The 14,991-nt window shown below is 25.3% G+C and carries 11 protein-coding genes; 1 reads left to right on the top strand and 10 read right to left on the bottom strand.

What is annotated here, in order from left to right:
* Window positions 1–10: 10 nt before the first annotated feature.
* The 8 genes from SPM_RS01980 to SPM_RS02015 form a co-directional block, all read right to left on the bottom strand.
* Entirely contained in the window at window positions 11–1,108 is a 1,098-nt protein-coding gene (locus tag SPM_RS01980) for a hypothetical protein (RefSeq protein ID WP_004027963.1), read from the bottom strand.
* Window positions 1,108–3,480 (bottom strand): hypothetical protein, encoded by a 2,373-nt coding sequence (locus tag SPM_RS01985; protein ID WP_004027964.1) that lies wholly within the window; start codon window positions 3,478–3,480, stop codon window positions 1,108–1,110. The genes SPM_RS01980 and SPM_RS01985 overlap by 1 nt, the downstream gene beginning before the upstream one ends.
* A 20-nt stretch (window positions 3,481–3,500) precedes the next feature.
* Window positions 3,501–7,373, bottom strand: a complete 3,873-nt coding sequence (locus tag SPM_RS01990) for an AAA domain-containing protein (RefSeq protein ID WP_004027965.1) — start codon at window positions 7,371–7,373, stop codon at window positions 3,501–3,503.
* Window positions 7,374–7,487: 114 nt separating this feature from the next.
* Window positions 7,488–7,889, bottom strand: coding sequence for a 30S ribosomal protein S9 (gene rpsI, locus SPM_RS01995; RefSeq protein WP_004027966.1), 402 nt, complete (start codon window positions 7,887–7,889; stop codon window positions 7,488–7,490).
* 11 nt (window positions 7,890–7,900) lie between these two features.
* On the bottom strand, window positions 7,901–8,341 hold the full coding sequence (gene rplM / locus SPM_RS02000; RefSeq protein WP_004027967.1) for a 50S ribosomal protein L13: 441 nt from the start codon (window positions 8,339–8,341) through the stop codon (window positions 7,901–7,903).
* 111 nt (window positions 8,342–8,452) lie between these two features.
* Window positions 8,453–9,694, bottom strand: a complete 1,242-nt coding sequence (locus SPM_RS02005; protein WP_004027968.1) for a serine hydroxymethyltransferase — start codon at window positions 9,692–9,694, stop codon at window positions 8,453–8,455.
* A gap of 87 nt (window positions 9,695–9,781) precedes the next feature.
* Window positions 9,782–10,738, bottom strand: a complete 957-nt coding sequence (locus SPM_RS02010) for a hypothetical protein (protein ID WP_004027969.1) — start codon at window positions 10,736–10,738, stop codon at window positions 9,782–9,784.
* A gap of 72 nt (window positions 10,739–10,810) precedes the next feature.
* Complete coding sequence (locus SPM_RS02015) at window positions 10,811–11,473, bottom strand: uracil-DNA glycosylase (RefSeq protein WP_004027970.1); 663 nt, start codon at window positions 11,471–11,473, stop codon at window positions 10,811–10,813.
* Between the two features lie 126 nt (window positions 11,474–11,599).
* Between SPM_RS02015 and SPM_RS02020 the strand changes: the two genes are divergently transcribed.
* Window positions 11,600–12,211, top strand: a complete 612-nt coding sequence (locus SPM_RS02020; RefSeq protein WP_239643287.1) for an IMPACT family protein — start codon at window positions 11,600–11,602, stop codon at window positions 12,209–12,211.
* Here the strand turns inward: SPM_RS02020 and trmB are convergent.
* Both trmB and SPM_RS02030 read right to left on the bottom strand, forming a co-directional pair.
* Complete coding sequence (trmB, locus tag SPM_RS02025; protein WP_004027972.1) at window positions 12,186–12,827, bottom strand: tRNA (guanosine(46)-N7)-methyltransferase TrmB; 642 nt, start codon at window positions 12,825–12,827, stop codon at window positions 12,186–12,188. The two genes, SPM_RS02020 and trmB, sit on opposite strands and share 26 nt — an antisense overlap.
* Window positions 12,811–14,850, bottom strand: coding sequence for an EAL domain-containing protein (locus SPM_RS02030; protein ID WP_004027973.1), 2,040 nt, complete (start codon window positions 14,848–14,850; stop codon window positions 12,811–12,813). Before SPM_RS02030 ends, trmB begins: the two co-directional genes overlap by 17 nt.
* Between the last annotated feature and the right edge of the window lie 141 nt (window positions 14,851–14,991).

Below are 14,991 nucleotides of genomic sequence, written 5' to 3' on the forward strand. Positions count from 1 at the left end.
AAAATGTTAATTATTTCTTTTTTGATTTACTATCAATTTGAGCCTTTGCCTGATTCATAATTTTATCAGGATTTAAATAAGATTTTTTCATTTCTTTTGATAAAGAAACATCATACATTGATAAATCATTAATAAACGGTTGTTCATCAGTATCATGCGCATGACCTTCATAACCTTCAAATTTATATGTAAATCGCCCATCTAAATATACTTTAAAAATTGCTTCTTCTCCTGTTACTTTCTTTGCATAAACAATAACTAAACTATCTTCATTTTCTTTCGTAATACGAATATCATTACTATCAACAATAAAACCACGTTTTTGAATCGCTTGTAAAATTGATGTAATAGCATGTTTCCGCGCTGATTCATCTAATTGTTTATTAATAATTTTATTTTGTAATGCTAAAGCTTTTTCATTTAAAACAGTGATATCAGTTGTCGAAATTTGATCAAATTCTTCTAATGCTGGAGTTAATTCTGTATTAACAAATTTATCATCACTAATTTGTTTTTTAAAACTACTAAGATATTGTTTTTTCAAAAAATCAGGTGAAGTATGATAATTTTTAACTTCTGTTTGAACAAGTTCAGAAATAGTCTCTGGTTTTAAATTACTGAAGTGATTCTTATTTGTTTTAAAAAAATTCATAATAAAAGCTTTTGATTCATTATCATCAAACATTGCTATTAATTCATGTTCTAATTGTTGATAATTTAAATTAATCCGGTTTTTTAAATTAACTAACCGTTGTTTTGTTTCATCTTCAATTACTTTTATTTTCAAGACTTCAATTTTTTGTTGAATTTCTGCTAAACGAAGGCTTTTTTGTTCTAAGAAAAAATTAACCCTCTTTGCTAATTCTAATTCAACATGTTCAACTTTAGTAAATTCTTTCACCAACGGATTATTTTCTAAATCAACTAAAATTTGATCTAACTCAACTAAATATTGTTCAATTTGTTGACAATTTAATCCACTAGCATCAATTCCTTGTAATTGTTGTAGTAATAATTTTAAATTATTTTTAACAAAATTAATATTTAAATTTAATCGCTCAATCTTTTTTTGGTAATTATACATTACTTGTTCAACACTCATACTCATTATATTAACACCTCTTCTAATTCAAGTTTTAATTTTTTTAAAGCATCGCGATTTTTATTATCATTGTGTTCATTTCGTGCTTTTTCACAATATAAATATAATGTTAATTCTTGATAAAGTTGCATAATTTGTTTATATTTATTTTTATCAAAAACATCTTTTAAAACAAATAATTTTTCGTTAATATGTTGTATAAATTGATGTTTTGTTTTTAAAAGCGGAGTAATTTTTTCTTCCATTAAATTTATTAAATATAATGCTGCCTTATCAAAAGAACATAAATTAAGATATTCTTGAAATTTGCTTTCGGAATTAAACATATTTTTAAATTTAATTGCCTTATATTTTATTTCTAATTGTGATAAAGAATAAAGTAATTGGATTATTAATTCATTACTATTGTTAATATTTTTGCAACGTTCTATAATAACCTCAACTTTATCTCATATTTCTTGCCAATGTCGTTGTAAACCACTTGTTTCTCGCTTTTTCATTTCTTTACAATATTTAATATATTCTTCAGCATAACTATACAAATTAATTAATAAAGTGTTACTTTTCCCCAATGTTGCTGTTGTTACTGCTTCAAATAATTCACGGTGTAAATCATTATTATTAATTGCAAAAAGAAATTTATCTAAAATTGCAAACAGATTTTGATTTCAAATTTTTTCAATAATTGATGAGTTTGCAATATTAGTCAATGTTAATAATTGGTTTAAAGAAACATCATTTTTGTCATAAAGTTCTTGTAACATATTTAAAACTTCTTTATTTGATAATAAATTATTATTAGTTAATACTTGATAAGCTTTGATAATATTTTTTTGCAATTTTGCTTGTTGTTTCATTAACATAATTAAAGTTTTATGCATTTTATTAAAATAATTTGGTTTTAAGTTTAAATTACTTAAAATTTGTTCAGATTGATATAAAACATTAACTTTATTATGAAAATCACTTATGGACATACTTTTTAATATATTATCAAAAGCTTCTTCACTATTATTTAAAATATCAATTAAATAGCAATAAATAAAAAGATTTTCAATTTGGTTATTATGAATTATTTCATAAATATTTGCTTGTTCATTATTTATTAAACTTTTTAATCCATCTAAAATTTTTTTAAATAACATCTGACTATATTTCGGAAGAAATTTTTGTGCTGTTATAATATTACGATTTAGCATAATAAGTTCTGTTGGCTGTAATACATAAAGCTCCGTGTCATTTTTATCATTAATGAATAAAGCTAAAAAATTATCATTAATTGATAAAACCTCACTAGTTAAATAAAAAATTGGCATTGGACCATTTAAATTAGGCATTGTAGTTGCCTGATCAGCATTAACAAAAATAATACAACTAATATTATTATCATAATAATATTTATTAGCTAAGACTGCCTTTGGTTTAACACTTGCTGCATTAATAATTACAATTTTTGGATTTACTAGCGTAGAAGTAATATAACGCGGATCTTGCTGATAATCACTTTCTAATATATTTGTTGCTACTTTTTGAAGATTTAAATTAAAATTATCTGTTAAAGTTTTGGTCATCTCAGTTAAAAAATAATCAACAATTTTTGTTTTTAAATTAACATTGTCTTCAATAATTTGTTGCAATTGTTGGTCATTACCAATTTGAATTTTAATATCTTTAAAAGTAGTTAAGGATAGTATAACTTCTTTTTCTTCATAAACATCAATTAATAAATTGTTAATTTGATTACTATTATAGTAGATTTCTTGTTTTTTAGTGCGAATTGAAGTAAATGTTGTATCATCATTAAAAATATTATTTTTATTAATATTTAGCTTATACTTTTCTAACAAATGAAATAAATCTTCACCAGTAATAATTGGCTCTTGTTCTGGGATAATAATTAAATCGTTGTTATTTTTTTCTAATAAAGATAATTGTTCGTTATTTATGTATTTTTCACCCGAAAAAATATTAAAATCAAAATTAATAACTGCTTCACGATTACTATTTTTACTTAATAAGTAACCCTGTTCTAATGCCATTAAAACTTCTTTTGAAATGTAAAAAATGCCAATTGGCCGATCAATTCAATCTTGTTCAGCAGAACTATTTGCTAAATAATTTAATGATGTTTGCTTATTAATTTCAATAATATTTTCTTTTTCAATTAAGTCCTTTAAACATTCTGCATAAATTTTAAAATTAAAAATTTGTAATTCATTATGTAAAATATCAGCTAATGATTTTTCTTTATTAGGGTAATTAGTAATAGCATTTAAAATTACATATTGAAAAAAAGCTAGTTTTTTTGGCGTTTGATAACTAACTATTGCTTTTAATTTTTTCCAGTTTTTATAAACTTTTACCATTCCTAATTTCATGTTTTTACCTCTAATTCTTATTATAATAAATCTTTTGCTCTCCAAACAAGACCATAACTGTCAATAATTCGTAAAATTTCATAATATGCTTTGATTGTTTTTGTAATATTTGGGTTAGCAATTGTTGGAATTTCAACATCAATATTAGTAAAAAAACTAACTGCGCCAATAATAATTAACATATTTTTTGCTCTTGAAAATGCAACATTTAATCGTTCATATTTTTTAATAAATTCTTTATTAGCACTTAATTGCTTATGCGGATTTCGGACTGTATTAACAATAACAATTTCTGTTTCTCGCCCTTGATAATCATCAACTGTTGAAACTTCTACTTTAATATTTTTAAATTTTAAACTATTAATCGCTTTTCGTAATTTTTTGACATGGAGACTATAAAAACTAATAACTGCAACTTTAGGCTGTTTTTTTAATTTAACAGTTAAATTATTATATCCTGCTTCAATTAATTCCAATGCTTTTATTGTTAAGTCAATTTCTAATCAATTAAAAAGACTCGTACTGCCACTTTCACCTTGTTCATAAACAAAATTCATATTAGTTTTATCTTTTGATGAATCAATTCAATAAATTGCTTTATTACTATCAAAAATTTTTAATCCCTCTTTATTTTCAACAGTAATATAATGTTGTTTTTCATTATTTTGATTAGTCTTATCACCTAATTGTAGTTGATTTTCATAAAAAACATTTACAATTCGCATAATATCTTCATGACTACGATATTGATTAACTAAAATTTCTTTTACTGAATCATCACATTTTGAGATAATTTTTTTAAATAATGAATTAGTTACTAATTCTAAAAAATTATGGTAACTATAATTTTCCTCATAAATTTCATTAATTAATGCAACATCTTCTTCTTGATATGGCATAATTGGTGGCAATTGCCGATAATCACCAACTAAAATAACAGTTTTACCATATACTAATGGCATAAAAATTTCCATTGGTGTCAACTTACTTACCTCATCAATAACGACAACATCAAAAGCAAATTTTTTAATATCAATATCAGAAATATTATAATCTCGTAAAATTTTATTTTTACTTTGTGCATATGATTGATTTGAAGTTGCAGTCATTGCAACAACATTAACACTATCTTGTAAAAATTGATTAGCATAACTAATTGTATCTCGTTCCATAGCCGACGTGAAATGATTAGTTTCAATATTCTCTTGTGTTAAAAAATCTGATATTTTATAATTTTTATTTAAAAAGGTAATCATATTATTTACAAAATTAAACTTTGTTGCTTTTTCTTGAAGCATAAAATTAAGGTTGTGTTCAATTTTATTAATTTCTTTATCAATTTCATTAATTGTTCCACTAATATCTTTTACTACTAAATTTAAATTAAAAATTGTATTAATACTATTAACAATATTTTCAACTTCAACTTTTAAAGCATTAATTTTATAATTTAATGTTCCCGTTTCAATTTCTAAATAAGAAATTTCTTGTTCATATTTATTTTCATTAATTTCACTAATTTTGTTTTGAACAATAGCACTTTGTTCTTCATATTGCTGTAATAATTGCTCAAGATCATTTTTAAATGCTTCTTGTTCTTTTTGAAAAACAATGTTTTCTTGCTTCAATGTAAATTGATTCTTTAATTCTAAAATTTCACTTTGAACAACAGTTAACCTTTCCATTCAATCATCATCGCGTAATTCTTGACTAACTTGTTTTAACTCTGCTAATTCTATCTCTTTATCCTTTAGTGCCTTATTATCAGTAGTAATTGTTAATAGCTTTTTGTATGTTTCTATTAATGAATATGACTCATCAATTTGAAATCCAAATTTCGCTTGCAATAATTTTCCAAAATGTTTGTTAAATAGTTGTACAAGATCAGGTGTTGAAGTGACAATTCCATCTCAATTAATATTACCTAAGAAATCTAATAGATTGCGAATATTATTAATATTAATTGTTAATTTTCGATTATCAGTTTGATATTGTAATTTTTGATTAATGATTATTTCTCGCTCAGCAACTAATGTATTTAACTTTTGAGTATAATGATTGTAATCATTAATTTCTTTTTCTAACATTTTCGCATTTGCTTTTAATTTTTGTAATTCATATTTTTGATTTTCATAATCATTTCCAATTCCAGTTCATTTTGTTAAATATTGCCGTAATAAATGAGCATAAATAAAACGATAATTATTAAAAATTAATTTATCCGGATTAAAATCATTAAAACGATTTTTTTTACGAACTTCTTCTCCTGTTAAGCGTAAAGGAACCAACAAAGGTGTTTTAGCTAGTCTTGTTAAAACATTGTCAATTGCAACATGATTTTGTGAAGAAATTAAAACTTTTTTTCCTAATTTAGCATATTGATAAACTAATTCCGCAATAAATTCGGTTTTCCCTGTCCCTGGTGGTCCTTGCAATAGAAAAATATCTTGTGAGTTTAAAGCTTTTGCTATTGCTTTTTGTTGATTTCCATTTAAATTATTTGAAGCAAAAGTTAATTGTTTTTCCGTAATTAAGTTAGATTGTGTCTTTAACTTAATATCTTCAATATTGAAGATATAATTAATTAAGTAGGGATTTGCAACATCATTTTTACTAATCTTATCTAAAATAACATTACTACGTCGAAGTAAAGTTGAGTCTCCTTTGCCAATATAAGTTAAATAACCATAAGGAGGTATTATTTTATTTAATTCATTAAATGATATTTCATCCTCATTTTTTATTTCATAAAAACAATTAACAATTTGATACTGTTCTAATTGATTAATAGTTACTTTAATCGTTTCATGGTCAATGTCACTTTCTTGCTTAATATCATTTTCAAGCATATATATTTTGATTAGCTCTTTTTTAAAATCATAGTTATCTTTCTGTTGCATTTTTGTTTCAGGAATATTAACCGCTAAATCATAAATATCTGCTCCATCTTGAACATAATTTTCACTAAAATTAAAAGAAAATAGCGTTAATGGCACATCTTTTTGATATGTACGATTAATTTGTAAATTAGCGAGACTTAAATTATTTAATTTTTTTAAGATTGAATATTTATTTAAATTATCTAATAATAGTTCTAATTCTACAATAATTATTTCTTCAAATAAATTACCAATTGTTAAATTCTTATTAGTAAAATTTTTCTTATCAACATATCAAAAATTATGAGCTAAAAATCTTGTGTCATGCATCTTTTCCCCGATTGGAACTGTTTTTGGAATTTTAATATATTCTGTTAATTTCCGTTTTAAATATAAACAAGAATTATTACGCTTGTATTCTAAGTTTTGTTCTTGAAAGCGTAAGTATTGTAACCACCGTTCTTTTTCTTCAGCAAAAGATGAAGTTAAAAATTTCATATTTGCCATAACATTTGAATCAAAAATAGTTCGTAATTTTGCTTCATCAAGACGAAAATTATCAGCAACTTCAAGCACTACTCCTGTTGCTAATGTTTCAAATTCTTGCTTTTCCTTTTCCATTGCTGTTAAAAAAATATTTTTAACATTAACAATGCCAATTTCTGGGTCAATATCGCCTAGTATTGTTAATGATAAGTTTGAATCTAACATTTGATCCAGTAAAGTAATTGATTTAAAACGAATTAAAATATCATAAAGTTTTTTCTCTGACCCTTTTTTATCTTTCTTAATTTTTGCCTGATCATTAATTAAAGAAACAAAAAAATCAGAAATACAAATATTATGCTTTAAAAAAGTGTCTAATCCTTGAACTGTTGTAATATCTTTTAACCGAAGGTTTTTAACATCATCATCAGTAAATTTACTTTTTGGATTTGTTAAAAAATACAAATTTAATAATAAATTTTTATTATTAAATTTATCGCCCTGAATTGTAAATTCCATCAATGTCATTTGTTCACCCTCTTATCTACATAATAATTATACTAAACTTATATTAGATAACAAATTAAACCTACCAAATTAAAAAAAAGTACATTGCAAAGCAAAATGTACTTTTTTTGAAATCTATCTTTTTGAATATTGCGGTGCTCTTCTAGCCCCATGTAACCCATATTTTTTACGTTCTTTAATACGAGCATCACGAGTTAGCATGCCAGCATGTCTCAATAAAGTTTTATAATCTTGTGACGCTTCGACTAGGGCTCTTGCAATTCCTAATCTTGTTGCGCCAGCTTGTCCGGTAAAACCACCACCAGACACTTTAACACGAATATCAAATTCTGATTTTGAACCAGTAATCTCTAAAGGTTGTTCCAAATCTTGCACTAATGTTGCGTATGGGAAAAACTCTAATGCTGGTTTCCCATTAACAACAACATTTCCTTTACCAGGAGTCAATACAACTTGGGCAATAGAAGATTTTCTTCTTCCTGTACCGCGATATATAACTTCTTGTTTTTTTGCCATATTTTCTCCTTTTATTTATTAGTTAATTCTAATTTAATTGGTTGTTGTGCTTCATGTGGATGTTCATTACCAGCATAAACAAATAAATTACGGAATAATTTACTTCCTAATTTATTTTTTGGTAACATTCCTTTAATTGCGTGTTCAACTGGATAAATTGGTTTTTTTACTAACATATCCTTTGCTGTTGTTCTTTTTAATCCCCCTGGATGTTGTGAATGATGATAATACATTTTACCCTTTAATTTATTTCCTGACAAATTAATTTTATCTGCATTAAGAATAATAACATTATCACCACAATCAACATGTGGAGTATAAGATGGTTTATTTTTTCCTCTTAAGATCATTGCAACTTTACTTGCTAAACGTCCTAAAACTAGACCTTGAGCATCAATCACATATCATTTTTTTTCAACTTTAGTTGAATTTAAGATAGTTGTTTGTCTCATGTCACTGCCTCCTCACATCATTCCGTACCAGGGTCTAATGTATAAAGCAATAATATTATAACTAAAAATAATAGGATAATCAATATTTTAATTTGATATTTCCAAATTTAATTACTCTTGTAATTTTCAAGTTGAGTAAATTGGGAAATCATTTAATAAGGTTTTTACTTCTTTTTGATATTTAACAATATTATTTTCAGTTGGCTCTTTTAAAACATTATAAATTATTTCTCCGATGTGTTTAAATTCTTTGTTTCCAAAACCACGTGTTGTCATAGCTGCTGTTCCTAATCGAATTCCGCTAGTAACCATTGATGATTCTTTATCAAATGGAATCATATTCTTGTTACAAATAATACCAATTTTTTGCAAAATCTCTTCCGCCATTTGCCCCGAAATCCCTAAACTACTTTTAACATCAACCATTAATAAATGGTTATCTGTGCCATCAGCTACTAAACGCAGATTATTTGCTTTTAATGTTGCTGCTAATGCTTTCGCATTATTAATAATTTCTGCTTGATATGCTTTAAAATCTGGTTGCAAAGCCTCTAAAAAACATTGTGCCTTTGCAGCAATAACATGCTCTAATGGTCCCCCTTGATTGCCTGGAAAAACAGCACTATTAATTTTTTTTGCTCATTTTTGCTTTGATAAAATTAAGCCCCCACGAGGTCCACGCAATGTTTTATGTGTTGTTGAAGTAACAACATCTGCATAGGGGATTGGAGACTGATGTAAACCAGCCGCAATTAATCCTGCAATATGGGCCATATCTACCATTAATAAAGCTCCAACTTTATCAGCAATTGCGCGGAACTTTTTAAAATCAATCTCACGTGAATAAGCACTAGCCCCAGCAACAATTAATTTTGGTTTTACTTCAATTGCAATTTTTTCAATTGCATCATAATCTAACATTTCGGTTGTAGGATCAACTTGATAACTATGAAAATCATATAATCGACCAGAAAAATTAACATTATGACCATGAGTTAAGTGACCACCTGCTGCTAAATCCATTGCTAAAATGGTATCACGTGGTTGTAGCAAAGCATAATAAGCAGCAGCATTTGCTTGGCTACCCGAATGTGGTTGAACATTAGCATGTTCAGCTTGGAATAACTCCTTTACCTTATCAATTGCTAATTGTTCAACTTGATCAACATATTCACATCCTCCATAATATCGGTGAAACGGATACCCTTCAGCATATTTATTAGTCAAAATTGAGCCTGTAATAGCTAAAATTGCCTCACTAACATAATTTTCTGACGCAATTAACTCAACATGATCTTGCTGTCGTTTTAATTCCAAATCAATTAATTTTTTAATTTGTGAATTTACTTTCATTATTTTCATCTCCATTCTATAATTTCTAATATCATTATATAGAGATAAATAAAAAATAACTTGAATAAAAGTTATTTTTTCAGGATTTTAATATTGTAAATTTGCATTAGTATCTTTATGAATTAATGGGGAAACAGCTCGATATGTAATATAAATAATTGCTGAATTAAATAAGACTTTAATTGGTGCCATTGCTAACCGCGTAATCATAGTTACTCCATAACCATCTGTTCCAACATTTTTATTTTGTGAAACCGTTAAAAAGGCGATATCACCCCAGGCGGATATCAAGGTGGTGACTCAATATTCATTAACAACGGCAAGCATAATAATAGCAACTAAATCTCAATAACGTTTTTTTGTTTTATCAAAATGGCGATAAACAAACATAATAATTCATATAATAATAATGGTTCCGCCAGTACCAAAACCAATAATGTAAATTAAAACAATTTTGCTAACTTCCAATCCAGCAAATAATGTAATGGTTTCTAATGGTGAATATCATGTCATTACTCCGGCAAAAGTTCCAAAAATTAAAATAAAAATATTTGTTAACATAAATAAAACTCATTTATGCTTACCAACGGCACGATTAATTGAAGATGCACAACCCGATAAAAATCCATATGAAGCAATCACAATAATATATGCAACATGAAGATAAGAAGGAACAAATAACATTACAATTAAATCAGTAACAACACCTGATAAAAGTCCTACAATTGGTCCAAAAATAAAGCCACTAATTTTAACCATTAAACCTTCAAAAGCAATCCTAACAGGAGGAAAGACTGTAATTGGTACTGTTATTGAAATAATAATAGTAACTGTTGCAGAAACTGCTGACAACATTGTAATATAAGCAATATTTTTTGTTGTAAAACGAATACCATGATAACGTTTAGGATTAATTAAATAATATAAACCATTATAAATACAATAAATAATAAAAAGAGCGCCAATAACACCACTAGCAATATATGCCATTTTATTACTATATAAGATTTTTGATATATCACTAAATGATGTTAGTAGACCCATAATATCCCCACAATCTATATTAATAAAATAAATCCTTTGTCCTGTCAATATTTTACATATATCAATTATACATTACATTTTTCAATCAATTATGTTTTTTTTATTTTTTAAAAGTAAATTATTAATTTTTACAAAAAATTGTTGATCTTTAAATAAATTGTAACTAAAAGGTGATGGATGTGCTCCCTTAATAATATTACTTTTATTCAAAATATATTCACTATACTGCTTTGCATAATTACCTCATAAAACATAGACAATATCATCCCGAATTTCATTTAAATAAATAATTAAATTTTGACTAAAATTAGTTCAACCAATATCCTTATGACTTAAAGGGGTTTTAGCAACAACACTTCCAATTGTATTATATAAAAAAACACCTTCTTTAGCTCAATGGTCTAAATTACCACTAGCATGATGATCAATTCCTAAGTCCTTTTTTAATTCATGAAAAATATTAACTAAACTTGGTGGATTTTTAATACCATCATTAACACTAAAAGCTAAACCATTTGCTTGACCAGGGCCATGATATGGATCTTGCCCAATAATAACAACTTTAATATCATTTGGCTCAATTAATGTAAACAAACGAAAAATATCTGTTTTTGTGGGATAGCAAAGTTTATTTTGATACTCATTATCAATATTTTTTAACAATTGTTTAAAATACGGCTTTTTAATTTCATTATCAAAGAATTCTCCTCAACCAACTGCGTACTTTATTCACATTGCCATTTCTCCTGTTACTTTCTTTATTATAGTAAATTTATTAATTTCCGTTTTTTGTAAAATAATTATATCAAAAAAAGAAAAAAAAGATAATATAATGAAAATAAAATAAAGATGAAAAGGAAGGTGAAAGAGTTGCAACAGTTAAAAGAAAATAAATTAATTACAAATGAAATAAATATTAAAAAATCACGCTTTCTTTGTCTCTTACAAAAAGTTACTTCCGAGCATGAAGCACTTGAATTTATTAAAACAAATCAACAAGTAAACGCTACGCACAACTGTTACGCTTATATTATTGGAAAAAATCAAAATATTATTCGAAAAAGTGATGATGGTGAACCAACTAATACTGCTGGAAAACCAATTTTAGACATTTTACTTCATCATAATTTAACTAATGTTGTATGCTTAGTTATTCGTTATTTTGGAGGAATTAAATTAGGTGCTGGCGGATTAATTCGTGCTTATGCTAATAGTGTTAAAACAAATTTAAAAAAAGCCGAATTAATTCCTTTTTTTGAAACAAAAGATATTATTATTAAATTTCCAATTAATAAAATTAAATTAGTTGATGAATATTTAACATATCATTATCAAAATTTAGCAATTAATAAAAATTTTACCGAACCTATTAGTTATCAATTTTCGCTGCCTAGTGAACAAATTTATCTTTTTACTTTATGAGCCAACAATAATAAAATTAATGTAATTATTTCCGAACATATAAATAATTAATATTTTTCCCAAGTTTAACAAAACGTTGTTCATATTCAGTTGGAATATTATTTTTCAAATACTGACTTTGATATAGATTTGTTGTATAATCAACAATTTTTCAATTATTTTCTTTAAATGATTCTAATGAATAGTTAAATAATTGATCATTATCTGTTTTAAAATGAATTTCACCATTATCCTGTAAAATAATTTGATAAAAATTTAAAAATATTTTATTTGTTAACCGACGTTTTTCATGACGGGCTTTAGGCCAAGGATCAGAGAAATTTAAATATATTTTATTAATTTCTTTAGATGCAAAAATTTCTGGCAAAAAAATAGCATCAAAAACAATTATTTTTAAATTAGGTAAATTTTCGGCAATAATTTTTTTTAAAGCTAACACTAAAACTGAAGGATACCGTTCAATTGCTAAAAAATTTTGATTTGGATATTTCTTTGCTAATGCTATAATAAAATCCCCTTTTCCCGAACCAATTTCAATATTTAAGGGATTATTATTTTTGAAGATCTTTTTCCCCCATTGCCCCCTATAATATTCTGGATTTTGAATTGCAAAGGTAGAATTTTCCATAATATATTTTGTTGCTCAAGGTTTATTTCTTAGTCTCATCTTTAAATCCTTTCCGACTGTTTTTTAATAAAGCTAATTTTATCTCATTACCAATTTCATTTTGTGGTTCATCATAAGTTCCAAATAATGAACCAAACATATAATTGATTTTTAGTTCTTTTAATTTACTATATCCTAAATAACTATTAACTTGTGGTGCAATTAAAATAATATCAAGTTTTTCTGCCAAAATAATATATTCTTTAATTAAATTTTGATAATGAGAATGAATAAACATTTCTCGAATACTCGTCGATGAAAAAACAGCATAATTAGGTTCATAATAATACAAACTATTTAATTCTGTGTCAATTGCCCCAAAATTTTTAACAGCAACTTCAATACCAATATTTTTAATTGTATTTAAATTTTTTTTAAATTTTTCAGGATCAAATCCAGTTTCCATTAAATCAAAGGTTAAAATTAAATTACCCGGTTTTACTTTTAATTCAATTAATTTTGTTGCAAATTTTTTTAAATTAAACTGCTCACTAGCAATAAAACTAGCTGGATAAGTAATAAATAATTTTTGTTCTAAATAATTATCTAATTTACGAAAATTTTTAATATTTAGTGCAGCATTAAAACGAACTAGCATTGTTTCATGCGCAATTCCACCAAAAACATTACTATCTTTTGCAAATATTAAATCACTATCAACCCCATCAACTAAATTACTACTATAATGATACGCTAATTTAAGACCATTATTCACATTTATAATTGGAGAATATAAACTAACAATTTTTTCTAGCTGAATATGCTCATTTAAAGCTAAAATACTACGTTTTTGGTTTGATAATTCTTTAATATTTTCAGGGTCAATAAAAATAATTTGATTTGAATATTCAAGATTTAACCGATTATCTGCTGTTGCAATATTATATTCCTTTAACTTATTTAAATTATTTGATTGTAAGCCATATAATGAAGCATATCCTTGCAATTTAACAATTATTTTATAATTTTTTAAAATAAAAGTAGTATTAACTTGTCGCAATAAAATTTCAAATTGTTTTAATAAATCAGTTTCTGGCCGTAACTTACTTTTATTATGCACTAAGATACTACTAATATCAGGTTTCTCATTTTGATCAAGTGGAAGAAAAATGCCAAAATGATTTAAACTTGCTTTAAAAAATAAAACATTTTGTTCTTTTCATAATGTAAAAACTTGATGAGAAATAAGATCAATAATTTTATTTTTAACATTACTATTTAGAAATTTATCTAGTTTTTCAATATTATTAATCATAAAAGTAAAATAAATTCCACGACGGATTTTATTTTTATGAATTAAATTATAAATAGCATCATGTGCTAAAGCTTCACGAACATAACTATTACGATCGTATTCAATAATATTTTGTAATTTTATCGCATGAACATAAATTAATTCAACAATCCCACAAATACTATAAGCAAAATAAGTCATTGCAATTCAAACTAAAACATATAGTTCACTTACAAAGTTTTCTGACATAGCCATTCTTTTTGATTGTGCTAAAACAATAATTGAGGCCGTAATAAACCCTGTTAATGTCAATAAAGACCATCTAGTTCATTTTGTTCATTTAAAATGCCAACTCACAAAAACAATTAGAAGGGTTAAAGCATAAAGCACTGAAATCATAATAATATTAGGAGTACCTGTTAAAGGCAAAAAATAGTTATTATTTAAAAATGGTAAAATTCCAAAAAGAAAAGTAAAAATAATAATCGTATATAGAATTGTGGCAAAACAAGAAATAAAAACACCTATCATTCAACAAACTATTATTGGTAAAAAAATATTAATAGCAATCATTGTATTGGTTTCCCCAGTTTTTGGCGGTACAAAAACTGGGATTAATCCTTGTGCAATAATAACCAAAATTGCAAAAACACCATCAATAACAACTTGATAATAAATTGAAAAACGAGCAAAATAATTACGAACTAGACCTCATGTAAAAATATAAATGACAGAAAAAATAATTATAAATAATAGATATACAAAAATAATATTTAAAATATTACTCACTTATTTTCACCTCATTTAACAAACCTTATACTTTTTTTATTATATCATTCCTTTTAAAAATATTTTTTAATTAAAAAAAGAAACTAAAATTCTCATAAATAATTTCTTAAACCGAGTAATTTATTTATGACAAGACAAGTT

The organism is Spiroplasma melliferum KC3 (assembly GCF_000236085.2).
In the GTDB taxonomy this organism is placed as follows: domain Bacteria; phylum Bacillota_I; class Bacilli_A; order Mycoplasmatales; family Mycoplasmataceae; genus Spiroplasma; species Spiroplasma melliferum.